Raw genomic sequence first — 25,477 nt, 5'->3', positions numbered from 1 at the left:
ACAGCCTGATGCCGAGCCAAGCACCCGCGCAATGAATCAGGTAGGATAGACGCGATTTCCCACGTACTGTTTTTTCACGTGCTATAGAGAGAAGCGATGATGTTACGAAACATGGCAGTAGCGGCCGTTTTGGCCTTCCCGATGGTCGCCTTGGCGGAGACACCTAATGTAACGCCAGGCGAGTGGGAGTTCGTCAGCGTAACCAGCATTAGTGGTGATATGGACATTCCGGATCAAACGGAAACCGAGCGTCAGTGTATTACCCAGGACGAGCTTGAAGGCGCTGAGTTCGGGTTTATCGAAGAAGAGGAAGGCTGCGAGATTCTCAATCAGGATATGAATGCTGATGGCCTTTCCTACAGCATGGTATGTCGCGCAGAAGGTGGCGAAGCCACTATTGATGGCGAAATGAGCTTCATGGGTGAGCAGATCGACGGCAGCGTTGATATTCTGACTCAATCGCCGATGGGCGAGCTGGCCATGAATACCTCGATTAAAGGCGAGCGCGTGGGTGAGTGTGAATAATCACTTGCGCTAGCTAGCCAAAAGGGCACCTCTATAGAGGTGCCCTTTTTGTTTGGCAAGCCATTAATGCCCCGGATGGTCATGCAAGTGATTGTCTGTAGGGGCGCTTGCAATCTCCGCTTCAAGCTGGCGTTTAACCGCCCCCGGCGAGCCGGTATGGCGTGCCAGAAGGTCATAGGCAACGGGCACTACCAACAGGGTGAACAGCGTCGCTGCGCCAACGCCCGCCATGATGACGGTACCAATGACCAGACGCGATTCAGCACCTGGGCCGCTTGAGAAGATCAGCGGTATGGCGCCTGCCATGGTCGTGATCGCGGTCATAAGAATAGGCCGCAGGCGAGTAACCGAGGCCTCGATCAGTGCGGTACGAAAGGCTTTTCCTTCATCCCGAAGCTGGTTGGCGAACTCCACAATCAGAATACCGTTCTTTGCAGCCAGGCCGATGAGCAGCACCAGACCTACCTGACTGTAGATATTGAGCGACTGGCCGCTCAACAGCAGGGCGAGCAGGGCACCGCTCATGGCAAGCGGTACTGTTAGCATGATCACCAATGGGTGAATGAGGCTTTCGAACTGCGCCGCCAGCACCAGAAACACCACCACCGCACCAAGTACGAGCAAAAAGGTGGTGGCGCCACTTGCCTGCTGAAAATCTCTTGAAGGGCCGGCCACATTGGTTTGCGCTTCTTCAGGCAGCAGGGTGCTGGCGGCATCTTGCAGATAGGCAAGCGCCTCGCCTAACGGGTAGCCGTCAGCCAGATTGGCCTCAATGGTAATCGCTCTTATGCGGTCAAAACGGCTTAAGGTGCTGGCCCCGGCAAAGTCAGAAAGCGTCACCAGGCTTGCCAGGGGAATCAGCGCGCCGGAACGTGCCGAACGTACCTGAATGTTATCCAGTGCTCGAGGGCTGTTCTGGCGGGCACGATCACCCTCCACGATCACATCATACTCTTCGCCATCGTCTACATAGCGGGTAACGTTACGCCCGCCCAGCAGCACTTCCAGCGTGCGGCCGATTTCCGTTACCGTTACGCCAAGAGCCGCGGCGCGTTCATAGTTGATATCCACACGAAGCTGCGGCTGCGTTTCATTGTAGTTGCTTTCCAGCGCGGCCAGGCGAGGGTTATCTTCTCTGACATGGTCGATGAGTATGTCGCGCCAACGGGCAATTTCCTCATAGGTGCCGCCACCCAGCACAAACTGCACGGGTTTTTGCGTGCGCTGCCCAAACCCTTGGCGCATGACCGGAAACGCCTGAACGCCAGGTAGCGCTCTTAACTGCGTGCGTACGTCGTCCATGATTTCCCAGGCGCTGCGACGGCTTCCCCAATCAGCCATGTTAATAATGATAAAACCGCTGTTGAAGTTTTCGATATTGCCAAACCCGCGCGGCGCACGCACCACGACCCGCTCAAATTCACCGGCTTCGATAAACGGCGTCAGACGCGCTTCAATTTCATCCATGTAATCCATCATGTAATCAAAGGTGGCGCCTTCGGGGCCGTTCACCAGCACAATAAAGTTGCCTCGGTCTTCCTGTGGCGTGTACTCATTGGGTAGCTGAGTCGCCATCCAGGCCGTCATGGCCATCAGCAGGAAAAATAGCCCGACAACCAGCCAGCGCTTATCCAGCAACCATTTCAGCAAGCGCTGATAACGCTGTTGGGTGGCGCCGAGAAGCCGTTGCACGCCTTGGCCAATTCGGCTGTCGTGCATACCTGGCTTGAGAATCTTAGAGGCCATCATGGGGGTGAGTGTGAGTGCCAGCAGGGTCGAAAAAACCACAGCGGCGGCCATGGTCAGGGCAAACTCGGAAAAAAGCCGTCCAATATCGCCTTGTAACATGCTTAACGGCACAAACACCGCGACTAGTACCAGCGTGGTGGCAATCACCGCAAAGGCAATTTGACGGGTACCGCGAAAGGCGGCAACCAGCGGTGTCTCACCATAGTCGTGCATGCGGCGATTAATGTTTTCCAGTACCACGATGGCGTCATCGACAATTAGGCCGATGGCCAGCACTAGGGCCAGCAGGGTCAGCAGGTTAATAGAGAAGTTCATGACGGCAAGCGCGGTGAATGCGCCGATAACTGCAATGGGCACGGTAACGGCAGGTATCAAGGTAGTGCGCAGGTTGCCCAGAAACAGAAAGATCACCACCACGACCAGACACATGGCGATAAACAACGTCATCACGACCTGGTCAATGGCGCCGGATACAAATACTGAAGCGTCGTAATTCAGGCTAAGAGTCATGCCGTCAGGCAGGGTGGCTTGAAGGCGGGTAAGCTCGCCCTGAACCGACTCGGAAAGCTCAATAATATTGGCGGTTGACTGCATAATCATGCCAAGGCCCACCATGGGAATACCGTTGGCCCGGAATACAGAGCGGTCTTCTACCGAGCCGACTTCAACTCTAGCCACATCAGCCAGGCGTACCAGGTAGCCGTTTTCGCTTTGGCTAAGCGCCAGGCGCTTGAAGTCATCGGCAGTCGCGAAGCTGCGCGGCAGGCGAACGATAAACTGGCGATCTTCCGACTCGAGAGAACCTGCCGGTAACTCGACGTTTTCAGCGCGTAGTGCATCTTCAATATCGCCAACGGTCAAGCCGCGCGCAGCAAGGGCATTGCGGTTTAACCAGACGCGCATGGCGTAGTCGCGCCCACCACCTACCCGAACCCGGGCTACACCTGGCTGAACGGAGAGGCTATCGACCAAAAAACGGTTGGCATAATCGGTCAGTTCAGTGATTGAATAATCGGCGCCCGACAGGCTTAGCCAGACAACAATCTCTTCGCTGCTATCTGCCTTGGTGACTTCCGGCGTATCGGCATCGTCTGGCAGGTTACGCAAAGCGCCCGAAATGCGGTCACGAATATCATTGGCGGCCGCGTTGATATCCATATCAATGCTGAATTCAATTTCAATGCGTGAGCGGCCGTCCTCACTTTGAGAGGTAATCAGCTCGATACCCTCAACGCCTGCAATCCTGTCTTCGAGCACCTGGGTAATTCGCGTTTCAACCACGTTGGCAGCGGCGCCGGGGTAGCGGGTATCAATGCTGACAATAGGAGGGTCCACGGTGGGATACTCCTGTAGTGGAAGCCGATCAAGCGCTAGCAGGCCAAAGGCAATAATCAGTGCGGCAATCACCATGGCGAGCACGGGCCGCTGAACGGAGATATCCGATAGGCGCATCAGCGGTCTGCCTCCAGCAGGGCACGAACGCCCGTTTCGTCATCCGTGATGCCCAACACGCGTACTTCCAGCCCGTCTCTGGCAAGCTGTAAACCGTGCACGACTACTAAATCGCCTGCTGCCACGCCCTCCAGAATCTCGACATCACCATAGCGCCGCTCGCCGATCACCACCGATTTTCTTTCCAGGCGCGCGGTGCCGCCGTCCTGGTTGATCAGCATGACATAATGCTGGTCGCCGCTGGGCTCCAGGGCGGCTTCGGGCAGTATCACGGCATTCCGAACCCGCTGCTGCACGATCACTTCCATCAGCATGCCAGGGCGAAGCCGCATACCGGGGTTTTCAAGCTCGGCGCGTATATCAATGCTTCTTGATACCGGGTCAATGCGAGTGCCAATACTGGCAATTTGCCCACTGAACACATCATCGGGGTAGGCCGCCGTGGTGGCGCTCAACGAGAGCCCGGTAGACAGGCGGCCCAGGAAACTTTCCGGCACGCTGAAGTCGAGCTTCATCACATCAAGCTTATCAAGCGTGACCAAGGCCATGCCCGGTGTCACTAAGGTCCCTGTACTGATGTTACGAAAACCCACTCGACCACTGAAGGGGGCCTTGATTTGGTAGTTGGCCAGGCGTGCCTCCAGCGCCTGGATATTCGCTTGGGCCTGACGCAGCTGGGCTTGAAAGTCTTCAACATCGGCGCGGGGTGCCAGATTACGCTCCTGAAGTTGCGTGGTACGGCCAAGCGCGTTACGCCGCTCGTCACTGATCGCCTGGGCCGAGCGGAGCTGGGCCTGCTCTTCTGCGTCTTCAAGGCGTACCAGTAGTTGCCCCCGCTCTACCTGTTGGCCGTCCTGAAAGTTGATCTCCGCGACGATGTCGGTCACCGTGGCTGAGAGTGTGACGCTTTCATCGGCACGCAATGTGCCGAGCGCTTCCAGCGGGTCGGACCAGGTTGCCAGCTCGGCGCGGTTGCCAATAACGGAAGGTACCGCTTGACCAAGGGCGGGGCCAGAAAGGAGGAAAATCGCTAGAACGCTTAGACAGTGTCGGACATGCACGTGCATGGGCTTCTCTATAGTGGGCTCGGTGAATACTTTTATATTGCGTAATTAAGCATGAAGAAAATTTCATCCCTACCTTGAGCTGCTAAAATACGCGTTCTTTTCTTTCTCAAAGAGCTATTTTTTTATGGTTTATGATGTCGTGGTTATTGGCGCAGGTGCTGCAGGCTTAATGTGTGCAGCACAGGCAGGATACGCTGGACGGCGTGTGCTGGTGCTTGATCATGCTAATAAAGCCGGTAAAAAAATACTCATGTCGGGCGGGGGGCGGTGTAACTTTACCAACCTTGGAACGACACCTCAGCACTTTTACTCAGAAAACCCCTATTTTTGTATTTCGGCCCTCAAGCGCTATCGCCCAGAACATTTTGTCGAACTGGTTGACCGGCACGGCGTGGAATATGTGGAAAAGGCACCAGGGCAGCTGTTCTGTGCCACGTCAGCCAAAGAGATACTTCGCGTTCTGCAAACCGAGTGTGAATGGGCCGGTGTTGAAATCAGGCTACAAACGCAGCTTACCCGTGTGGAACGGCAAGGCGACGCCATGCGTCTGACGACATCGCTGGGTAGAGTGGATGCTGGTGTGGTTGTGGTAGCGAGTGGCGGTCTATCGATCCCGACCATGGGCGCCACCGGGTTTGGTTACGAACTGGCTCGCCAGTTTGGCCTGCAGGTGTTACCTACCCGGCCTGGGCTAGTGCCTTTCACCTTGAGTGATGCGTGGAAGGCGAGATGTGCCGAGCTATCGGGTGTTAGCTTGCCAGTGGCTGTAAGTAGTGGCGAAAGGCGCTTTGTTGAACCCATGTTGTTTACCCATCGTGGGTTATCAGGACCTTCCATGCTGCAGATATCCAGCGTATGGCAGCCGGGCGGCACCATCGAGCTTGATTTATTACCTTCTGAAAATGCCGCCGATTCACTGCGCCATGCACGTAATGCCACCCCTAAACGCCAAGTATCAACCTGGCTAGGCGAGCGTTTCCCCAAGCGTTTTGCACAGGCACTGCTTGAATGGTATCCCGATACCTACGTAAGCAAACCGCTGGCTCAGTACAGTAATGATGAGTTGGACCAGTGGGGCTATCGGCTGAATCAGTGGCAGCTCAAACCGGCGGGTACAGAAGGGTGGCGCACGGCAGAAGTCACTATGGGAGGGGTTAGCACGGAAACGATTTCGTCGAAAACCTTTGAGGTGAAGGATGTGCCTCAGCTGCGGTTTATTGGCGAAGTGCTGGATGTGACGGGCGAACTGGGTGGGTATAACTTTCAATGGGCCTGGGCGAGTGGCGTGGCCTGTGGGCAGGCCTGCTAGGCTGCAATGAGCAGCCTAGCAAACTCAGGTCGCAATTTTAGTCAGTAGCTTGAACTTGCGAAACAGCATATATCCTGCCATCCCTTTACGGGCCGCTGCCATTATGCCCCCCGGGCGTTGCACAAATTTATACGCAAGTAAGCCACCAGCCGCATAAAGCGGCAGCTTGAAATTGCGCCAGTTCTGATCAAGCGGAGAGGTTGAGCGTTGCAAATACTCGCTACAAACTAATATATCAATGCGCTGCTGCTCTAATTGAGCCAGTAAAGCCGCTTTACGTTCGGCGCGGCTTAATGGCTCAGCGCTCTTGTCGATTTGCTTCGTCATCGTTTCTCATCTCAAGCAAGGCACGGTCAGCTGCCAGCTGTTTAAGCGTTTCTTTTAACAGCGTATGCTGCCTGGCCTGATGAGCTGCTATAAATGCCAAGAGTAGACTTGCCCCAATCAGTACGCCTGCACTGGCACCAATCGCTAATAGCCGGTAAGAGTCCCAGAAAATGACTACTACCAAGGCAGTAAGCGTGGCGACTCCCAGCAGTAAAAGCAATAAGCTGGCACCCGCCAGCAGTATCAGGGTCAAAAGACGTGCGCGCTCTTCCTCAAGTTCTAAAACCGCCAAACGCAGGCGGGTTTCACTGTTAGCAACCAGTGATTTCAGCAGGCGTTTGGCGGCGGAAAATACGCGTTGGGTTGGCCCCAGAGACATTAGCGACGACCGAGCAGCATACCTACCAGAACACCAATGGCAGTACCAATACCAATGCTAGACCAGGGGTTTTCGCGCACGTAGCGGTCGCAGCAGTCAACCTGCTCGGAAAGTGTTTCGCGAGTGTCTTCATAAAGGCGCTCGCCGCGAGCTTCCAGCTGCGCACGTGCCTTTTTCAAGCGGCTTTCAGCACGGGCACGCAAATCGTTCATTTCGCCACTGGCATCCTTGGAGGTCGCATTAACCAGCTCTTCAACCGTGTCGCTCAGGTGGCGTAGATCTTCTTTGAGCTGGTCTGCACGGGAGTCGCTACCGAATTGACGTTTAGCCATTGTGTCTTCCTTTGACGAATGAATGATTTAACCTATATCAGCATAGCAGCCAACACTTGATAGGCAAGGCTATTTTACGATTGGTTCCATTGCCTTAGCGATTCAAACCTGTTGCACTGAACAGAGGGTTTAAACTAAAACCGATACTCAAACGGTGCACGCTGTTGTCATAGTCAATCATGCTTTCCCCGTACCCGTAGTAGTACTGCATGTGGGCACGCAAGTTGCCAAAGGCAGGCCAGCTGTAATCAAGCTGCACACCGTGGTGGTCTGCGTTGGGGTTGCCGCGCCATTGGGCACTGACTTCGTGATTGTTGTTGAGCCGTTTGGCAAGGCGTATGTCGCCATAGCCCATATAGCGTTCGATATCCGGATTGTCGTCATCGCTATCAGACTCCGGTACCCGCCAATGCGGGGCCAATGTCAGAGCCCAGTCGCCACGCTGGAAAGTGCTTTCCAGATAAACCCGGTTCCAGCTGCGCGAGAGCGGGTCTGAGCGCCCGTTGGACTGATGATTGAAGGAGACACGATTACGCGTATTCACCCAGCCCAATGCACTCCAGGCGTTATCAAAATCAATAAAGATTTCGGGCTCATAGTTGGTTTCCCGAAAGGGGGATGAGGCATCGGTATTATATGCCTGCCACCAGCTACGCTGGGTGTAGCCGAAATACACGTCACCCACTTCGCCAAAAATATCTTCGGCCAGGTTCACCTTGACGCTCAACTGAAACTTGACTTCGTTGCTGCCGGGCGATGAATCGGTGGAGACATTTTTGAAGTTCTCTTCATTCTGCCTGGAGTTATAGCTAATAGGGAAGAGATAGTTAGTGCGGTGAGTGGTAACCGCAAATGGATTACGGGTGGATTCCTGCTCCCACTGTCGGCGTTCATTGAGGTCTTCACGGGCAATTTCTTCCGGCTGCATATCAAAAGATATGCTTGTTGACGAAGTATTATCCGAGGTTTTAGCGTCATGTAGCTGTCGGCGAAGTTGGTAAAGCTCGCTATTAAGCTCACGGATACGCGCCTCAATTTCCTCTTGTGAGTTGGCCAAGGCAGCGCTACTCAGCGCGTCAGCACTTAATAAAGCCATTAAACTTACAAACAGCAGTTTTCGGGTAACCATCTAGGTGGCTCGCAAAATGAAGGGAAACAATTTTCAGCGTTGTTTCTATACACGCTGTGCGTGTAAGTCAACTTCTCTTCATTGCGCTTATCAATATAACACCTGACAATGGCGGCTATTCCGTATCGGCGGGTTACTTGGTGTCTGTTGAGGGGCGCATCCAACGTGGTTAGATTCACCAGTGGTTGGTTAGTAAAGAGGCTTTATACGCTTTGTCTGTTAGTCGTTTGTTGCGGTACTTATGCTGAGGCAGCCGTTGAAATTGATCAAGTACCTTCTCAGGAAGAGCTTACTACTCGCCTGGCAGAACTGGAGGCGCCCGAAGGCGAGCTTACTGCCCAGCAAGAACGGGATAAAAATGCCTTAACTGCTGCTCTGCAAACCTACGAACGTCTGGATGCCATTAATGAGCGATTGGATGCGCTTAACCAACGGGTTGAGCAAGCGCCTGAACAGCTGATTCAGCTGGAACGCGAGCTCAACGAGCTTGAAGATAACAATCAACAGCTATCCGTCAATAGCTTAACCGATACGCCGCTGGATGAGCTGGAAAGTCAGCAGAGCAACGCGGTAATTGCACTTCAGCAGCTGCAAAGCCAGTTGGCTGAAGTAAATTCCCAGCTGCTGGCGGCACAAACGTTACCCGAACGCGCTCAGCAGGCTATTTCCGATGCGCTACAGCGCGTGGAAACCTTGCGCCGCCAGCACGACGAGCGTGAAGCGCTATTGTCAGACCGGCAGCTCTCTGCGGCGAACGATGCCCAACTCATCCAGCTGCGCCTGGAGCGTGCCTTGGCGGAGCGTGAAGTTGCATTTAACCAGCGAGAACTTGGCGCCAACAGTCGACTGCGCGAACTCGCCCAACAGCGTCGCGATTTGCTATCACTGCAAATTGATCAGCAGGAGCAGCGTTTGAACCTGCTGCAAGGCGCGATCGATCGGCAGCGACGCCTTCAGTCAGAGCAGGCTATTGCCGACGCGGCCAGGGATGATCCGCTGATTGCCGAAGGCCATCCGGTAGTATTACGTGCCCAACAGATCAACCAGGAACTCAGTTTGGAACTGCTTCGCGCCACGGACCGGGCCAATAGCATTGTGCGTGAGAATATCGAAGCGCAGCGCCAGCTGGATCACGTACGCCAGCTGCAACGCAGTCTGAATGAGCAGATTGACGCCATTCGCGGTAGCCAGTTGCTATCGCGTATTTTACGCGAACAGCGCCAGTCGCTGCCCTCGATTATGCCGCGCCGAGATTTACAGGATGAAATCGCAGATCTGCGCTTGAAGCAATTTGACTTGATTCGCCAGCGCGACCAGCTGCGCCAGGGAGAGCGTCTGGCCACCCAGCGTCTGGAAGAAGCCGGTCTTGAGGTAACGCCAGGTCTGGTCAGTTCGCTTTCCCGGCTTTATCAGTCCCGCCGGGAGCTGGTCGAACAGCTGGAGCAATCCTATGGCAGCCTTTTGAGCGCAGCCATTGAGCTACAGCTTAACCAGCAGCAGCTTTTAACCACCACACGTGAATTGCGTGCCACTATAGACGAGCAGCTGTTCTGGGTTGCCAATAGCCGCCCACTGGATATCAACTGGCTACGCCAGCTGCCCAATAACACACGTCAGGAGTGGCGAGAGGGTGAGTGGCGGGCCATTTTGCCGTACCACTGGCAGGGGCTTTCCTGGCAAGTGTTAAGCGGTGCTCCGCTGATACTCGTCAGCCTGCTGTTACTAGGCTTGCGGCCACGTATCAAAGCGCGTCTGGCCGCTATCCATTCACAGATTGGTCGTCTCAAAAGCGACACTCAATTGCATACCCCCAAGGCTGTGTTGCTAAACGCTTTATTGGCTATCCCTGGCCCGCTCGCACTGGCGGGTATAGGCGTTGGGCTGCAGAATACTCAAGGGTCACTTGCAGAAAGTGTAGCGCCGGCGTTGCTCCAGTTGGGGCTAAGTTGGGGAGTCGTTGCCTGGGGGCGCCGCCTGCTGGTGTCTGACGGCGTGGCAGAACGCCATTTTACCTGGTCGAGCAATTACAATGCGCGGCTTCGCGAATTGCTGCGCGGGCTGGGGGTTGCCCTGGTGCCGGTAGTTGCCATTGCGGCCATGTCGGGGCAGATGGAGACGCCCTTAGCCCAGCGCCCCGTCGCTTTAGCGCTGATTACCACCGGGCTTTTGGCCATGAGCTGGTGGCTTGGCCAACTGATCTTGTCGCATATCCCATTTTTTGGCGTTCGCCTGTTTCGTTTGATGCTAGGGCTTGCCATGGCTTCCATACCGCTGGTGCTGCTAGGTCTGGTGGTGTGGGGGTATGAATATACGGCGCTACGTCTGGTGGGCCGCTTTGCCATTACGCTTTACCTGCTAGGGCTGTGGATTGTGGTTGAGGCAACAGTAGTGCGCAGCCTAGCTGTTGCCGCCCGGCGCCTAGCCTACCGGCGCGCGCTTGCCCGTCGCCGTGCCCAGGTGCAGGAGGGAGCTGAAGGGGGGCTTGAGGTAGTGGAAGAGCCGCCGCTGGATATGGAGAAAATCAACTCTCAATCGCTGCGCCTTTCCAAGCTGATTTTGTTGATTGGCTTTAGCGCGCTTTTATACCTGGTATGGTCTGATCTTTTGTCAGTGCTTGGGTATCTGGATCACGTTTCGCTGTGGGATGCCGAAGAGGGGGATCTGGTTGGCAACGCGCTGTCGATTTCCGATGTATTCACTGCGCTCTTGATTGTTGCCATTACCATTATCATGGCCGGCAACCTGCCAGGGCTTCTGGAAGTGATGGTGCTTTCACGCTTGGCCCTCAAGCAGGGCAGTGCTTATGCCATCAGCTCACTGCTGTCTTATGCCATTGTGGGGACGGGTGTAGTAATGGCACTGGCAACACTAGGGGTTTCCTGGGACAAGCTGCAGTGGCTGGTAGCCGCGCTTAGCGTGGGGCTGGGCTTTGGCTTGCAGGAAATTTTTGCCAACTTTATTTCAGGTTTGATCATTCTTTTTGAACGCCCCATCCGTATCGGCGATACCATTACGTTGGGTAACCTGCACGGCACCGTGAGCCGTATTCGGATACGCGCCACGACGGTCACGGACTTTGACCGTAAAGAGATCATTATCCCCAATAAAACCTTTGTGACCGACCAGCTTATCAACTGGTCGCTATCGGATAATATTACTCGGGTGGTGCTAACCTACGGCGTTGCCCATGGGTCTGACCTGGCCAAGGTGCATACGCTTTTACGCCAGGCTGCAGATGAAAACGAGCGGGTGCTGGTAGACCCTGAGCCGCAGGTGTTCTGCCTGAGTTACGGGAACCATAGCCTCAATTTTGAGCTGCGCATCTTTGTAAATGACCTGGTAGATCGTCTGTTTGCTGCCGATGAAGTCAACTGCCGGGTGGATGAGCTTTTCCGCGAGGCGGGAGTGCGCGTCGCGTTTGAGCAGGTGGATGTATGGCTGCACCGTGACCAAGGAGACGCTGCCAAGGTACAGTCTGTCAAAAAACTACCGCCACCTACTTTGAGTTAAGCGAGTTTAAGCGCGTGTAGTAGAAACTCCCGGTTACCGTCTCCTCCGGTAATCGGGCTTTCCTGCCAGTGATGTATAGCCAGCCCGCAGGTATCACATGCGGCCCGAATTTTATCTTCAACCTCCTTGAAGTAAGCGGGCTTGCGAACCACACCCCGCTTATCCAGCGCGCCGGGTGTCAGTTCAAACTGCGGTTTTACCAGCGAGATTAGCTCGCCACCCGCGGGCAGCAGCGCGGCAATTTCCGGCAGGATCAGGGTTTGGGAAATAAACGATACGTCCATCACTGCCATATCGACCGGGTAGGCGGCGATTGCCTCATGTAGCGGGACGGCGATGCTCATGTGACGGGCGTTAAGGCCTTCCAGGCAGGTGACCCGAGGGTCCTGACGCAATGCTTCGGCAAGCTGCCCATGGCCGACTTCAACACCAATCACGTGGCGGGCACCAAAGTGCAGCGCGCAATCGGTAAATCCGCCGGTAGATTGCCCCACATCCAGTACGACCTTTCCTTCCAGCCGCCTGTTTAACACCGTCAATACGCCTTCAAGCTTCAGGCCTGCTCGGGAAACGTAGCGCTCCTCCGGATCATCCTCGATCTCGAAGTGGGTATCAATCGGCCACTTTTCAGAAGGCTTGGTAAGAACGCGTGAAGGGGATGCCAGGCGAACCCGGCCATGGCGAATAAGGCGTTGGGCACGGGTACGCGAATTGGCCAGCCCTTGGCTGACCAGAAGTTGATCAAGTCGTAGCATAGAAGACATGGGTTAGTTAAACGCGCGGTTATACCTTGTTAAGTGGCAAGTGGGCATCATTTTTGGCCTGCAGCTCGGCATCTGGGACGCGGGATGCCCCCCAGCTGCGATAGAGATACTGCTTGACGCTATCCAGTTCGTGTTCGGTCACCGTCGCAAGCTCTCCGTGTTCCAGAGGGTCGAAGTGGTAGATATACAGCCTCGACGTAAACTGATCGAAAGGCAGTGAAGCCTCCCCGAAACGCTCGCCGTTACCGGCAGTGCTGACGATCACGCCATCGCCCCAATCCTGACCGCTGTCGTTGTTGGGATTATAAAAATACAGACGCATGACATCTGACGGGTCGAGTGACGCCCGCAGTATCGTGATCGCATGCCAACCGATAAAGCGAGCGGCACTGTTGGTAACTGCAATGCCCGCTGGTTGTGGGTGAATCAGCGGCTGGTTGCCATTGTAATAGGGATGATAACAGGCATAAAAGTGACGTATAAAAGTGTCAATGTCGATTAGCTCCCCGGTCGCGACATCCACATTGATACAAAAGCCGCGCCCTGACCACCAGCCATGGAATTCGGGGTTGACCCAACGGTGAGGATCGCCTTCGCGACCAATGCAGCGCCTACCCATTTCGGCATATACCCGGTCCAGGTGAGGCACCACGATCAGCGAGACAGGATCAAGGTCCATAGGAAGCTCAGAGGCCACGCCTGACTGGCTTTCATTGGAGGAGATAGGCTGGCCTTCAAAATGCATGATGATTTCATCATCGCGCGCCGCCCAAGCGACCATTTGCAGCAGGTAGTCAGGGTCGTTATACGCCCACATGGAGAGCGCCCTGGCCGATTGACAGGTAGGGTTATTGCCCTGACCAACCCCCAGCGGTAACCCGAGCATGCATAGCACACCTTCAATCAACCGGGCCCGGGGCGTTGCCGTTTCACCGTAAGTTAGATTCAGCCGGGCCTGGGTCCAGTCAGAAAGCGGCAGATTGAGCTGGCGCCACATGGCGGGTGCGACAGGAGGCTGATAAAGAATGCCCCGCTCTAGCAATAAGGCCAGCCCATAAACTGACTGGGCGGTAGCCGGGTAGATGCCACCCCGAATCAAGGCATGTACTAGCTCTCGGTAGCAAAGCAGGCAATCTCGCCCGGTCGATGAAAGCCCCAAGGCCTCGGTCAGCAGGTAGTCGCTTTCATCCACCAGGTAGCGCATGAGTACCGCGTGATAAGGCGATACCAGCCCGGTATCGTGCATGGCGCGAGCAAAGCCCATGGCTTCAGCCTGTAAAGCAGTGGTATCCATGCGCCCGAGGCGTTCGCGGTAAATATCCACGCCTGGGTCTTCGCGACAGGATTGGGTCGGCCCAAAGAGCGAGCTTACCAGCCGATCAGCTCCCTGGCCGCTGGCGCCGAGATCGATTTCCGGATTGGCCTGGCACAGCGCAATCTGGGTAATCATCTGCTTGATAGCGTCTACCTGGATGGGCCGTTGTTTCAAAATACGCCAGATTTCATCTATCAACTGGTCAACGACGTGCTCATAGCCAATGCGCTCAGCCAGGTGGCTGAACAGAGAGCGGGGGATGGTGGCAAGCCGCCCTTGGGTTTCCCGCTCGGCTTCACTTGGCGCCCCAAACAGTAGCCCAAGATTAATAGCCATTACCTGAGTGAGGTAGTGGCGTGCATATTCCTGAGAAAGTAGCGCGTGTTGATAACTGCCCGTGGCAACCGCTAACAGGCGCAGCTCACTCAAGGCTTCGATGACTACTACATTCGCATCGGCGCTTTTCAGCGAAAACGTGGTCAGGGCAGGTAGCAGGTATTGAGGCGTTTCCCAGTCAGAGCCTGCAAAAACGCCAGCGTTCTCAATCGCCGATGCACGTGCTTCAAGCGCGTTACAGCCGCTGTGCTGCAGTAGCACACGGCGGGCCGTGTCCAGTACACGAGGCAATTTAGAGGCCTTTGAAAAAGCAGGCGCCTGATTCAGCAGCTCAAGGGCTTCATCAAACTTTATGAGCAGCTCGTCAAGCTTGCCTGCGTCGTCTGGAAGCGACGTGTTGGGAAGCGTCACAATGGCTCCTTGGCCCGGAAACAGCCGCCATTATACATAGAAGTCGAGTTCTTCCTGGTGTTTGAGAAGGTCGCGCAAGGTGTGGGCATCATCGCCTTTAAAGTAAATGAGGCCCCAGTGCGTGCCAAAGGCGGTGCGCTTGGTGACCGTCTCTTCAAGGGGAGGTGTTAACTCATGAGACTCGAAATAAGGATGATCCTCGGTCTCTTCAGGTATTTCCAGACGGCTGACCACCCGGCGGCGTGGATACACGCCAAAACAGCCCGCAAAGCCGTTGGCATCGACCACCTCTTTGGGGAAGAAGGCTGCCACTTCCTCGGGTGTGCTTCTGGGATCAAAGACCAGCATGGAGGCTTGGTAGGCATTGAAGCCATAAACGCGCTCAAGCAGTTCAAAGACCTTGAAGCCAGGCGGACGATAGGCCACTTCGCCGAAATACATTTCACCGTCGCTGGTTACAAAGTATTCCGGATGAATTAGGCCGAATTCAATATCGAAGGCCTTGATGAGTTTTTCGATCTGGGTCGTGATCTGCTCGCGGTACCTTTCAAGCTCGGGAGAAGCGGGGACAAAGACCGAGTAGCCGAGCGTGACGTATTCGGAAATATTCAAAAAGGCAATCTTGCCATCATGAATCCAGGCTTCAACGGCAAATTCCCAACCGTCCAGATGCGATTCCATCAGCACCGGAAATTCTTCATCAGGGATAGCGTCGATTTCATCCGGGGTTCGGATCACACGGTGGCCAAGGCACCCAGCCTTATCAAAAGCTTTGAGATGAATAGGATCATTAGGGTCACCATCGAGCTTGAGCAGCGTCTGATTAACACGTTTTAAAAAGCGAACGACGTCTTCCTTATCGTGGGCTTCTTCAAAGATGCCTACCCGAATGCCGCCCAGCTGGGCACGACGCTTCATCAAGGCCTTGTCACGCAGCAACAGCGATTGACCATAAAGCCTTGGGTTATCAAGCAAAACGGAATTAATGGCGCCGGCCCATTCGACTGTTTCTTCAAATAATGGAATCGCCACGTTCACTCCTTTTTCCTTAAGCGTTACAGCGATCTCCAAGGAGCGGTCGTTAAGGCGTTCGAAGTTCCATGATACGTAAGGGATTTCATGCTTTCGGCAATATTCTTCAGCCCATTCAGGCGCGACTACGATATAGCGTCGGTCAAATTTTTCTGCTGCCTCGATGGCGTTTAGGCTCCAGCCCAGCAGCGCAATATAGCCTTTATTTGGATCCTTTTGCATAACCGTTACTCCTATGGAGTGAGTGTAATGCCTTGTCTCTCTCTTCACCCTACACGATGCTTGGGATATCGGCTAATTAGTAAGCTGTTAACGCATCAGTTAGCGTTTATTAACGTTTTGAAGTACGCCAGCTAAGGCTCGCCTGATCAGGTTATGGTACGCTAGGCCGGAAAATTTTACGTTCAAGTGGCAAGAGGAATAGGCCAAGATGGCGGCCAAGCCGATATACCGGGTGGTGGTTCACCAACAGGGTGAAATTTGGGATTTATACGTTCGAGAGATATTTCAAAGCGAACTTTGGGGCTTTATTGAAGTCGAGGAGTTTGTCTTTGACGATGCATCACGTGTGGTCGTGGATCCTGCAACTGAAAAGTTGCAGCGAACCTTCGAGGGTGTCAAACGTAGCTACCTCCCATTAAATGCCATTATGCGCATTGATGAAGTGGAGCGTGAAGGCCCTTTGAAGGCTGTTAAAAGCGATGCCCGAGTCGCTGAGTTTCCTCGTCCCTTTACTCTACCGCCGCGTAGCGAAGGGTAAGCGCCCAAGACAGGCGCGGCGCTGTAAGCGCTGGTGGCTTCGTCCGCCATGCAGCGTTTTTTTAATCAGGACATGACGTCATGCAAGCAGATAAATTTCGTTTTTCTAATATCGCTGCCAGTGTATTGCTGAGTGTGGTTAGCGTTCAGGCAACGGCGCAAACTGACAGCCAGGCGTGGGTAAGTGATGAGCTAAGCACGTATGTACGCAGTGGCCCCACCGATGGTTACCGCATCATTGGCACCCTAAACGCGGGGGAGCAGGTTGAAGTGCTGGAAGAAAGCGGCGATTACTCACGTGTGCGTGGCCAAAGCGGCGATACGGTGTGGGTACTAAGCCGTGAGCTTCAGGAGACGCCGAGTGCCCGTCAGCAGTTACCCGAGCTGCAGGCCCAGGTCGATGAGCTTACCGCGGAGCTTGATGGTATTAACGATACCTGGGAGCAGCGTACCTCTTCCATGACCGAAACGCTGGAGCTGCGCGAGCAGCGCATTGCTGACCTTGAAGCACGCAATAACGAGCTTGATAACGAAGCCGAACAGTCGCGTCAGCAGGTGCGTGCGCTTCAGGCACGGCTGGATACCCAGGAGGAAGATCTGCTGATGCGCTACTTCATGTATGGCGGCGGTGTGGCTGGCGCTGGCTTGCTGGTCGGGCTTATCGTGCCACATTTGCCGCGTCGGCGTAAAAAGCGTGATCGCTGGTTCTAACTGTATAGGCGGGTGTTAGCTGCATAGAAGAGAGAAGGGTGGCCCCATGAGCACTTCCTGGCGACAGCGCTGGCAAGAAGGCCGTATCGGTTTTCATTTGCAGCATACCCATCCCGCCCTGGCGAAGCACTGGCCGGGCCTGGCCATCGCGCCGGGTACGAAAGTACTGGTGCCGTTATGTGGTAAGAGCCTGGATATGCGCTGGCTTTCAGAAGCTGGACATCCGGTGCTGGGGGTTGAGCTGGCGCCGGAAGCCATCGAGCAATTTCTGGCCCAAAGCAAAGTGCCGGTATCACGCTATACCCAGGCTGGGTTTGATATTTCGCGCCAGGGTAGCGTAGAGCTTTGGTGTGGGGATTTTTTTCACCTGCACATTCAGGAGGCGGCAGAAATAGGCGCCTTTTATGATCGTGCCTCGCTGATTGCCTTACCGCCCGCCACGCGTGAGCGCTATGCGTTCCATCTGGCCCAACTGATTCCACCGGGGGCGAAGGGGCTTTTAGTCAGCCTTGCGCATCCTGATCATGGCGCAGGCCCACCCTATAGCGTGCCTGACACGGAAATACACCAGCTATTTACCGCCAACTTTCGCGTGACGCTACTTGAAGAGAATAGCCCCGATGAACGGGGCCGGGCGGAGTCGGTATGGTCGCTTACGCGGCGCGGGCCATTGGCATAACCGATGACCCGCACAAGCATATTAGCGAGCGAGCAGGCGGCCTAGTTCCGGGTCGCTGAATGCTCGGTTCAAACCATCGCTGAGCAGGTCATTCAGCATGCGAGTGTTGGCATCTTCGCCAGGTTTGACGGCATAGCCCTGGGTACGCCGTGACGTGTAAGTGCCGGTGTAGGTTGTGCCCTTGTTTTTGGCAATCGCGCGGAACACGCCTTCAATGCGTGCCTCATCCACAAGGGGCTGGCCGCTGTTGCCTTGGCCGTAGTTCAGGCTGGCAAGTTCCAGGGTCAGCATTGGGCGGCCTTGAGCCTGCTCTGTTGTCGGATTAAAGCCCATGTCACGCACCGCGCGCTCGGCTTCGGCCTGCAGCGTGGGGATCAACTCGTGGCTGCTGACGGTGATCTGTGCAGTTGACATATTGCCACCCGAACGGGTGCCGATGACCTCACGTTCCCGTGCATCCACGGCAACCACGGTTACTTGCTGGCCTGAACCGGTTTGCGGTACGTTGGCACTGCGCTCCGGGCTGAGCTGAAGGTATTGGGGGCTTGCACAGCCTGCTAACAAAGCGCCTGCCAAAAGCGCGCCTGATAAACGTAAGAACTGACGCCGAAGCATGTTTTTTCTCCGCAGTAACGGTTTGTTTCAACAACTAGCCGCCCAAACTATGCCGTTGTTATCCTTAAAACGCCAGTAGCTTACCCTCTAAACACTGAGGAAAACTTATGCTGTGCGCGTCTGTCGGGCTGCGCTTTGAGTGTTTTCTTCAAACCGGTGCCATTGGCGTGGATGAGCAAAGAGGTGCTGGCCGCGTTTCATGGCTAGGCGCTCAAAATCTGCATGGCGTACAGTGGCAAGCCAAGGTTTGGCCAGCCAGTCAGCTTCCAGCTCAACGCGTACTTCAGCGCCGACAGGAGAAATCGCTGTGACGACCACGGGCAGGTGGCAGGTGTCGCTTGCCTGCTCGGCTAGACGGACTTCATGAGGACGCAGCAACAGCTCTTCAGGGCCATCAGGCAGGTCAACGTGCAAATAGGCATTACCGCAGGTTAGAACGCCGTTATTGACGCTGCCTTCCAAATGGTTCACATCCCCTAAAAACTCAAACACAAAGCGGTTTTTGGGCGAGTGGTAGAGCGTATCCGGTGCGTCGATCTGCTCAATGCGCCCGTTACTCATGACCACCACTCGGTCGGAAAGCTCCAGCGCTTCTTCCTGGTCGTGGGTAACAAATACACTGGTAAAGTTAAGCTCGCTATGCAGACGACGAAGCCAGCGGCGCAGATCCTGGCGTACTTTAGCATCGAGCGCGCCAAACGGCTCGTCCAGCAATAGCACGTCGGGTTTTACCGCAAGCGCCCGGGCAAGCGAAACGCGCTGCTGCTGGCCGCCGGAAAGCTGGGCTGGGTAGCGCTTGGCCAAATGTTCAAGCTGAACCATTTCAAGCAGGCGAAACACGCGGGCGCGGATCTCACCGTTTGAAGGACGCTCTTTTTTGGGCATGACGGTCAGGCCAAAAGCGACATTGTCATAGACGCTCATATGCCGAAACAGCGCATAGTGCTGGAACACAAAGCCAATGCGCCGATCGCGTACATGTACCTGGGTCACATCGCGTTCACCAAACATGATCCTGCTGGGCTGAGCGGTGCGGTCAGCGCTTTCAAGGCCGGCAATAATACGCAAAAGTGTCGTCTTGCCTGACCCGGACGGCCCCAGCAGGCCGACTAGCTCGCCCTCATAGATATCTAGGTTCACGGGCTCCAAGGCCTGCGTATTGCCAAAATGCTTGGCAATGTTCTCTAAGCGAATGCTCATAAGAGCGCCTCCCGACGCGATGCGCGCCATTCAAGACTTGCCTTGGCCGCCAGAGTGAGCAGGGCGATCAAGGCCAACAGTGCGGCGCAGGCAAAAGCGCCAACGGCGTTGTAATCCTGATAAAGCTGTTCAAGATGAAGGGGTAGCGTGTTGGTTTGCCCACGAATGGCCCCTGAAACCACCGATACGGCACCAAATTCACCCACGGCCCGGGCGTTGGTCAAGATCACCCCATAGAGTAGCGCCCAGCGAATATTGGGTAGCGTTATCCGCCAGAATGTTGTCCATCCGCGGGCGCCCAGCGTGGCGGCTGCCTCTTCTTCACGAGAGCCCTGGGCCTGCATCAATGGTATAAGCTCGCGTGCTACAAAAGGGCAGGTGACAAATACGGTGACCATTAAAATGCCCGGCCAGGCAAACATCAGCTGAATATCATGGCCGTCCAGCCAACTGCCAATCCAGCCGTTACGCCCGTAAAGCAATAAATAGATAAGCCCGGCTACCACCGGCGATACGGCAAACGGGATATCGATCAGCGTTTGCAAAATACGCCTGCCTGGAAAGCTGAAGCGGGTAACCAGCCACGCCAGCGCCACACCAAACACCAGGCAGATGGGAATGGTAAGAAGCGCCACACCCAGCGTCAGGCCAATGGCGTGCAGGGTGAAGTAGTTACTGACGTTGGCCCAGAAAACCGCCATGCCCTGAGAAAACGCCTGAGCAAAAATGGCTACTAACGGCAGCAGGAGAAACAGCGCCGACAGGACAAGGGCTGCGCCAACCAGCAGGCGCTTGACGGCCGGTGCATCACCAATTCGACGCATTAGCCTTTACCTCCATGCAGGCGGCGGACAAAACGGCCCTGCCAGATATTGATGGCTAGCAGCAACGCAAGCGATACAAACAGCACCACAGAGGCAATTGCTGAGGCACCCGCGTAGTCATACTCCTGCAGCTTGACGAAAATCATCAATGCGGTGATCTCGGTCTCATACGGCATGTTGCCCGCGATAAAGATGATCGCGCCAAACTCCCCCAGAGAGCGCACAAACGCAAGGCCAGTGCCGGTTACCAGGGCTGGCCACAAGTGCGGCATGATCACCCGGCGAAAGGCGATGGCGTCGGTGGCACCCAGTGACATGGCGGCTTCATCCACCTCGGCAGGCAGGTCTTCAAGCACAGGCTGTACGGTGCGCACGACAAACGGAATGCTGGTAAACGCCATGGCCAGAGCGATGCCCACCCAGGTATAAGCAACCTGAAAACCTAACGGCTCAAGCAGTTTGCCCATCCAGCCGTTTCCGGCGTAAAGGGTGGCAAGTGTAATACCGGCCACGGCCGTCGGGAGCGCAAAGGGCAAATCCATCAGGGCATCCAGCAGGCGTTTGCCGGGAAATTCGTAGCGCACCAGTACCCAGGCGAGCAGCAGACCAAAAACGGCGTTGATTAATGCCGCCACCGCCGCGGCACCGATCGTGACCATGTAGCTTGCCACTACGCGGCCCTCGGTAATGATTGCCCAGTACTGCGCAAGGCTTAGGCCTGCAAGCTGGCCGAAAAGCCCCGTGATCGGCAGTAAAAGTACCAGCGAAATAAACAGCACGCTGATACCCATAGAAAGGCCGAAACCCGGCAACACTCGCGTGTTGCCGGTTAATCGTAGTGCACGTTGATTCATGATGATCGATTAACGACGCTGCAGTTGATCAAGAAGGGCACCGCCTTCAAAATGAGTTTCCATCGCTTCGTCCCAGCTGCCGAACACATCTTCTACGTTAAACAGTTCGGTTTCCGGGAACTGGTCGGCAAACTCTTCCACCACGGCTTCATCGTGAACGCGATAGTTGAAGCCGGCCAGCAGGCGCTGTGTATCTTCACGGTATAAAAACTCAAGATAGCCATGAGCCAGATCGCTATTGCCGTTACGCTCGGCATTCTGTTCGACCACCGCAACCGGGAACTCGGCAAGGATGCTGATCGGCGGAACGATAACCTCGTAGTCATCGCTGCCGTACTCGTTACGAATGTTGTTGACCTCGGATTCGAAACTGATCAGTACATCGCCAAGACCACGTTCAATAAAGCTCGTTGTCGCGCCGCGGCCGCCCGTATCAAACACCGATACGTTACTCAGAAAGGTGCGCATGAACTCCTGAATTCGCTCTTCATCACCGTCGAATTCCTTATCGGCAAACCCCCAGGCAGCCAGATAGGTGTAGCGGCCGTTGCCCGATGTCTTGGGGTTGGGGAATACCATGCTGACATCTTCCTTCACTAGGTCGTCCCAGCTTTCGATTCCTTTGGGATTGCCTTTGCGTACCAGAAATGCGGTGGTGGAGTAGTAGGGCGAGGCGTTGTTTTCAAGCGCCTGCTGCCAGTCTTCGGCAACCAGGCCAGCGTCTGCCAGTACTTGCACGTCGGTGACCTGATTGAACGTGACTACGTCAGCGCGCAGGCCTTGCATGATAGCGCGCGCCTGCGCCGAGGAGCCGCCATGCGACTGGTTAACGCTGATTGCTTCATCGTGTTCTTGTTGCCACCAGGCTTCAAACTCGGGATTGATCGCGCTGAACAGCTCACGGGCAATATCATACGACGAGTTCAAAAGCTCACGCTCTTGTGCCATGGCGGGCGTGGCAATGCTGGCACCGAGGGCAATGGCTAGCACGCTGCGGCGGAAAAAGGCAGGTAACGTCATGATAGGTTCCTTAAGCGGTTAGCGGTTTGGGCGCAATGGGCATACGATAAACCTGACAATATGGAATTACAATATTGGTTTATATTCTTTTTGGGAATAATGCTGTGCGAAGTTGCGTGCTCAGTTACTCTTGCGTGATCGGGTTTTAGTGCGTGAGCTTTAGCGCGATAAAACAGCGCCTGTTTTTTTAACCCGCTCTGTTAAAATGCCCACTTTTACACGGGCATTACTAGGTTTGTATCCTGCACAAGCCGGTTATCCCCTCTTTTAACGGTTAATCAGGAGTGTGCCATGAGCGTTACGCATGATTATTTAATTGCCCCTTCAATTCTGTCGGCTGATTTTGCCCGCCTGGGAGAAGAGGTGGATAACGTGCTGGCCGCTGGAGCAGACATTGTTCACTTTGATGTCATGGACAACCACTATGTGCCTAACCTGACCATTGGCCCCATGGTGTGCAAGGCGCTGCGTAACTATGGTGTGACCGCGCCTATTGATGTGCACTTGATGGTCAAGCCGGTTGATCGCATGATCAGTGATTTTATCGAGGCAGGGGCCAGCTATATTACGTTTCACCCTGAGGCCTCAGAGCATATCGACCGCTCGCTTCAATTGATTCGTGATGGTGGCTGCAAGGCTGGCCTGGTCTTCAATCCGGCGACCCCGCTGTCTTATCTGGACTACGTCATGGACAAGATCGACATGGTGTTGCTCATGAGCGTGAATCCCGGATTTGGTGGGCAGTCGTTCATCCCCGGTACGCTGGACAAGCTGCGCGAAGCGCGGGCGCGTATTGATGCTTCAAACAGGCCGATTCGCCTGGAAATCGATGGGGGCGTGAAGGTGGATAACATCGCCGAGATCGCCGCCGCTGGCGCGGACACCTTCGTGGCTGGCTCGGCGATTTTCAATGCCCGCCAGAAAGGTGACGCGCACGGCTTCGATTCCGTCATTCAGAAGATGCGCGCGGCGCTGGCTCAGGTCTGAACCAGGCGCTTTAGTGCAGTTTCATGCGTGGCTTGAGGTAGCGATTCAACTTGTCCACCACCCAGGTAAGCCCGGTTCTGGGTACGCCATGGATCGAAACCTGATGCATACGGTAGAGCGAGGCGTAGGCGTTGCGCGCAAGCCAACCTTCAAGGAAAAGCCCCCGGGAGGCACCGCTGCGCATCAGGTTGCCGACGGCATCGTAACGGGCAAGCGATACCAGTGAGCCTTTATTGCGGAACTTGAAAGGCTTGAGCGGCTTGCCTTCCAGTGCCTTGCCTAGGTTGTCGGCCAACACCCGGGCCTGCTGGCGCACCGCTTGTGCCGTCGGCGGTACCGTTGAGCCGTCCTCCTGAGGGCAGCTCGCGCAATCACCCATGGCGAAGATGCTCGTATCGTCCACGCTTTGCATGGTTTGCTCGACGCACACCTGGTTTTTCTTGTTCACCGAAAGCCCTAGGTCGGCAAGAAAATCCGGCGCCTTGATACCCGCGGCCCACACATTGAGATCGGTTTTGATCACCACGCCATCCTTGGTCACCAACTGGTGCTCTTTGGCCTCTTCAATGGCGGTTTCCACATGAATTTTGACCCCAAGCTCGTCAAGCTCCTTGTGAACCGTCTGGCTGATACGTTCGGAAAGCGCGGGCAGAATACGCGGCGCCGCTTCGATCAGGTGAACGCTGATCTGATTGTTGTCGACATCGGTCACGCCGTAGGCATTGAGCAAACGGGTGACATCCAGAAGCTCGGCGGCAAGCTCTACGCCGGTGGCGCCGGCGCCCACAATACCGACGCTGAGGGTCGTGTGCTCTCTGAGCGTCGGGTCGGTATAGCGCAGGAAGGTGTTGATCATGTCGCGCTGAAAGGCCTTGGCCTGCAAAGGCGAGTCGATGAAGTGACAATGCTCGGCCACGCCTTTGGTGCCGAAATCGTTCGACACGCTCCCTAAAGAGAGCACCAGATAGTCGTAGGTGAGAGTACGTTCGGGCAGCACCTCTTCGCCGTCTTCATCCAGAATAGCTGCGAGGTTGAGGGTCTTGTTGTCGCGGTCAAGCCCGGACAGGGAGCCCCGCTGGTAGCGGTAGCCATGTGCACTCGAATGCCCGCGAAAGTCGACCTCATCCATGGTGGAGTTCAAGATGCCGGTGGCAAGCTCATGCAACAAGGGTTTCCATACATGGGTAGCGTTGCGATCCAGCAGAACGATTTCGGCGCGTTTGCGTTTTCCTAGTGTATGCCCTAACCGGGTGGCGAGGGCTAGACCGCCAGCTCCGCCGCCGACAATAACAATTCGAGGTATGGCCATTGGTTTCTCCTTGGCTAAGCTAGCTTGAGCATAGAAGCTTCACGCCCGTCTGACTAATGCATTAGCACCACTGGAACAGTAAGATATTGAGTGAATGCATCATACAATGGCGTTGGCATCATGACTGTTGTCGTGACAAAACGTTCTCATCAGTCAGCATTTCAGGGAGTAGGTAAGTGCACGCCATATTACATGGGAAGCGGCTAATAGCCTTTGATCTGGATGGCACGTTGGTCGACTCGGTGCCCGACCTTGCGATAGCGGTGCAAAAAGCGCTGGGCGAGCTTAACCTGCCCGTTCCTGAAGAAGTGCAGGTGCGTGACTGGGTTGGCAATGGCGCGCCGATGCTGGTTGAGCGGGCATTGGCCTGGGCCGTGCAGCAGCCGCCTGAAGCCAACCTTCAGGCGCGGGCCTTTCAGGCCTTCATGACGCATTACGGCTCAGCGCCTAATGCGTTGACCAAGCTCTATCCCGGCGTGAAAACAGCGCTTGAAGAACTTTACTGCGCAGGTTTTACGCTGGCGCTGATTACCAATAAGCCTGAGCGTTTTATCGCGCCGATTCTTGAACACTTTGGCCTGAATGCGTGGTTTTCGCACTGCATAGGAGGAGACACCCTGGTAGAGAAGAAGCCATCACCGCTACCGCTTCTGTACGTCGCTGAAGCGGGCAGTTTCTCTCCAGATGAATGCCTGATGGTGGGAGACTCACGCCATGATATCAATGCGGGCAAGGCCGCAGGGTTTGCAACGCTGGCACTCCCTTACGGCTATAACCACGGTGAACCCGTTGAGCTTAGCCAACCCGATATCGTGCTGTCTTCGCTGCTTGAACTGGTGCGCCCGGCTACCGCTTGGGACCGTATCGGTTTGGCTTAACGGC

23 protein-coding genes are annotated in these 25,477 nt (G+C 55.3%); 8 read left to right on the top strand and 15 right to left on the bottom strand.

Translation table 11 applies throughout. From position 1 onward, the window contains the following. Nucleotides 1–96 precede the first annotated feature (96 nt). The gene (locus tag ELY38_RS14670; protein ID WP_127062991.1) at nt 97–525 is read left to right on the top strand and encodes a DUF3617 domain-containing protein; all 429 of its coding nucleotides are present in this window, start codon (nt 97–99) and stop codon (nt 523–525) included. Between the two features lie 63 nt (nt 526–588). Here ELY38_RS14670 and ELY38_RS14665 read toward each other — a convergent pair whose 3' ends face one another. Continuing rightward, on the bottom strand, nt 589–3,726 hold the full coding sequence (locus ELY38_RS14665) for an efflux RND transporter permease subunit (protein ID WP_127062990.1): 3,138 nt from the start codon (nt 3,724–3,726) through the stop codon (nt 589–591). Further along, a complete protein-coding gene (locus ELY38_RS14660) occupies nt 3,726–4,793 on the bottom strand; it encodes an efflux RND transporter periplasmic adaptor subunit (RefSeq protein ID WP_127062989.1) in 1,068 nt (355 codons plus the stop codon). The genes ELY38_RS14665 and ELY38_RS14660 overlap by 1 nt, the downstream gene beginning before the upstream one ends. Nucleotides 4,794–4,917: 124 nt before the next feature. Here ELY38_RS14660 and ELY38_RS14655 point away from each other — a divergent pair, with 124 nt between their 5' ends. After that, complete coding sequence (locus ELY38_RS14655; RefSeq protein WP_127062988.1) at nt 4,918–6,102, top strand: BaiN/RdsA family NAD(P)/FAD-dependent oxidoreductase; 1,185 nt, start codon at nt 4,918–4,920, stop codon at nt 6,100–6,102. 24 nt (nt 6,103–6,126) lie between these two features. Here the strand turns inward: ELY38_RS14655 and ELY38_RS14650 are convergent, their stop codons facing one another. From ELY38_RS14650 to ELY38_RS14635, 4 genes are all read right to left on the bottom strand, one after another. Then, nucleotides 6,127–6,429, bottom strand: a complete 303-nt coding sequence (locus ELY38_RS14650; protein ID WP_127062987.1) for a YqjK family protein — start codon at nt 6,427–6,429, stop codon at nt 6,127–6,129. Continuing rightward, the gene (locus tag ELY38_RS14645) at nt 6,401–6,808 is read right to left on the bottom strand and encodes a phage holin family protein (RefSeq protein WP_127062986.1); all 408 of its coding nucleotides are present in this window, start codon (nt 6,806–6,808) and stop codon (nt 6,401–6,403) included. The genes ELY38_RS14650 and ELY38_RS14645 overlap by 29 nt, the downstream gene beginning before the upstream one ends. Continuing rightward, nucleotides 6,808–7,140 carry an ElaB/YgaM/YqjD family protein gene (locus ELY38_RS14640; protein WP_127062985.1) on the bottom strand — a complete coding sequence of 111 codons (333 nt, stop codon included), beginning with the start codon at nt 7,138–7,140 and terminating at the stop codon, nt 6,808–6,810. Before ELY38_RS14640 ends, ELY38_RS14645 begins: the two co-directional genes overlap by 1 nt. 94 nt (nt 7,141–7,234) lie before the next feature. Next, nucleotides 7,235–8,269: a phospholipase A gene (locus tag ELY38_RS14635; RefSeq protein WP_127062984.1), complete on the bottom strand. Its 1,035-nt coding sequence runs from the start codon at nt 8,267–8,269 to the stop codon at nt 7,235–7,237. Between the two features lie 108 nt (nt 8,270–8,377). On the opposite strand from ELY38_RS14635, the gene mscK reads away from it, so the two are divergent. Beyond that, the gene (gene mscK, locus ELY38_RS14630) at nt 8,378–11,779 is read left to right on the top strand and encodes a mechanosensitive channel MscK (RefSeq protein WP_127062983.1); all 3,402 of its coding nucleotides are present in this window, start codon (nt 8,378–8,380) and stop codon (nt 11,777–11,779) included. On the opposite strand, the gene ELY38_RS14625 is transcribed toward mscK, so the two are convergent. From ELY38_RS14625 to ELY38_RS14615, 3 genes are read right to left on the bottom strand one after another with little or no spacing between them, the layout of a single operon-like run. Next, nucleotides 11,776–12,534, bottom strand: a complete 759-nt coding sequence (locus ELY38_RS14625) for a TlyA family RNA methyltransferase (RefSeq protein ID WP_127063051.1) — start codon at nt 12,532–12,534, stop codon at nt 11,776–11,778. The genes mscK and ELY38_RS14625 overlap by 4 nt on opposite strands. Nucleotides 12,535–12,562: 28 nt before the next feature. Next, entirely contained in the window at nt 12,563–14,605 is a 2,043-nt protein-coding gene (locus tag ELY38_RS14620) for a hypothetical protein (protein WP_127062982.1), read from the bottom strand. Nucleotides 14,606–14,635: 30 nt separating this feature from the next. Continuing rightward, nucleotides 14,636–15,859: an ATP-grasp domain-containing protein gene (locus ELY38_RS14615; protein ID WP_127062981.1), complete on the bottom strand. Its 1,224-nt coding sequence runs from the start codon at nt 15,857–15,859 to the stop codon at nt 14,636–14,638. 208 nt (nt 15,860–16,067) lie between these two features. Here ELY38_RS14615 and ELY38_RS14610 point away from each other — a divergent pair, with 208 nt between their 5' ends. The 3 genes from ELY38_RS14610 (at nt 16,068) to ELY38_RS14600 (ending at nt 17,786) form a co-directional block, all read left to right on the top strand. Continuing rightward, entirely contained in the window at nt 16,068–16,397 is a 330-nt protein-coding gene (locus ELY38_RS14610) for a DUF1820 family protein (protein ID WP_127062980.1), read from the top strand. Nucleotides 16,398–16,477: 80 nt separating this feature from the next. Beyond that, the gene (locus ELY38_RS14605; protein ID WP_127062979.1) at nt 16,478–17,107 is read left to right on the top strand and encodes a TIGR04211 family SH3 domain-containing protein; all 630 of its coding nucleotides are present in this window, start codon (nt 16,478–16,480) and stop codon (nt 17,105–17,107) included. 46 nt (nt 17,108–17,153) lie between these two features. Beyond that, complete coding sequence (locus tag ELY38_RS14600) at nt 17,154–17,786, top strand: thiopurine S-methyltransferase (protein ID WP_127062978.1); 633 nt, start codon at nt 17,154–17,156, stop codon at nt 17,784–17,786. Nucleotides 17,787–17,807: 21 nt separating this feature from the next. On the opposite strand, the gene ELY38_RS14595 is transcribed toward ELY38_RS14600, so the two are convergent. The 5 genes from ELY38_RS14595 to cysP form a co-directional block, all read right to left on the bottom strand. Next, on the bottom strand, nt 17,808–18,401 hold the full coding sequence (locus tag ELY38_RS14595; protein WP_127062977.1) for a YajG family lipoprotein: 594 nt from the start codon (nt 18,399–18,401) through the stop codon (nt 17,808–17,810). Nucleotides 18,402–18,506: 105 nt separating this feature from the next. Beyond that, entirely contained in the window at nt 18,507–19,601 is a 1,095-nt protein-coding gene (locus ELY38_RS14590; protein WP_127062976.1) for a sulfate/molybdate ABC transporter ATP-binding protein, read from the bottom strand. Further along, nucleotides 19,598–20,425 (bottom strand): sulfate ABC transporter permease subunit CysW, encoded by an 828-nt coding sequence (cysW, locus tag ELY38_RS14585; protein ID WP_127062975.1) that lies wholly within the window; start codon nt 20,423–20,425, stop codon nt 19,598–19,600. Before cysW ends, ELY38_RS14590 begins: the two co-directional genes overlap by 4 nt. After that, nucleotides 20,425–21,279 (bottom strand): sulfate ABC transporter permease subunit CysT, encoded by an 855-nt coding sequence (gene cysT, locus ELY38_RS14580; RefSeq protein ID WP_127062974.1) that lies wholly within the window; start codon nt 21,277–21,279, stop codon nt 20,425–20,427. The genes cysW and cysT overlap by 1 nt, the downstream gene beginning before the upstream one ends. Before the next feature lie 9 nt (nt 21,280–21,288). Further along, complete coding sequence (cysP, locus tag ELY38_RS14575; RefSeq protein ID WP_127062973.1) at nt 21,289–22,299, bottom strand: thiosulfate ABC transporter substrate-binding protein CysP; 1,011 nt, start codon at nt 22,297–22,299, stop codon at nt 21,289–21,291. A 291-nt stretch (nt 22,300–22,590) separates the two neighbouring features. On the opposite strand from cysP, the gene rpe reads away from it, so the two are divergent. Beyond that, a complete protein-coding gene (gene rpe / locus ELY38_RS14570; protein ID WP_127062972.1) occupies nt 22,591–23,286 on the top strand; it encodes a ribulose-phosphate 3-epimerase in 696 nt (231 codons plus the stop codon). Between the two features lie 10 nt (nt 23,287–23,296). Here rpe and ELY38_RS14565 read toward each other — a convergent pair whose 3' ends face one another. Continuing rightward, nucleotides 23,297–24,595, bottom strand: a complete 1,299-nt coding sequence (locus ELY38_RS14565) for an NAD(P)/FAD-dependent oxidoreductase (RefSeq protein WP_127062971.1) — start codon at nt 24,593–24,595, stop codon at nt 23,297–23,299. Between the two features lie 176 nt (nt 24,596–24,771). Here ELY38_RS14565 and ELY38_RS14560 point away from each other — a divergent pair, with 176 nt between their 5' ends. Continuing rightward, complete coding sequence (locus tag ELY38_RS14560; RefSeq protein WP_127062970.1) at nt 24,772–25,473, top strand: phosphoglycolate phosphatase; 702 nt, start codon at nt 24,772–24,774, stop codon at nt 25,471–25,473. Nucleotides 25,474–25,477 lie beyond the last annotated feature (4 nt).

It is taken from the genome of Vreelandella nanhaiensis, from assembly GCF_003990185.1.
Classification (GTDB): domain Bacteria; phylum Pseudomonadota; class Gammaproteobacteria; order Pseudomonadales; family Halomonadaceae; genus Vreelandella; species Vreelandella nanhaiensis.
The sequence above is the reverse complement of the archived record's forward strand: the minus strand, read 5'-3'. Positions and strand labels throughout refer to the sequence as shown.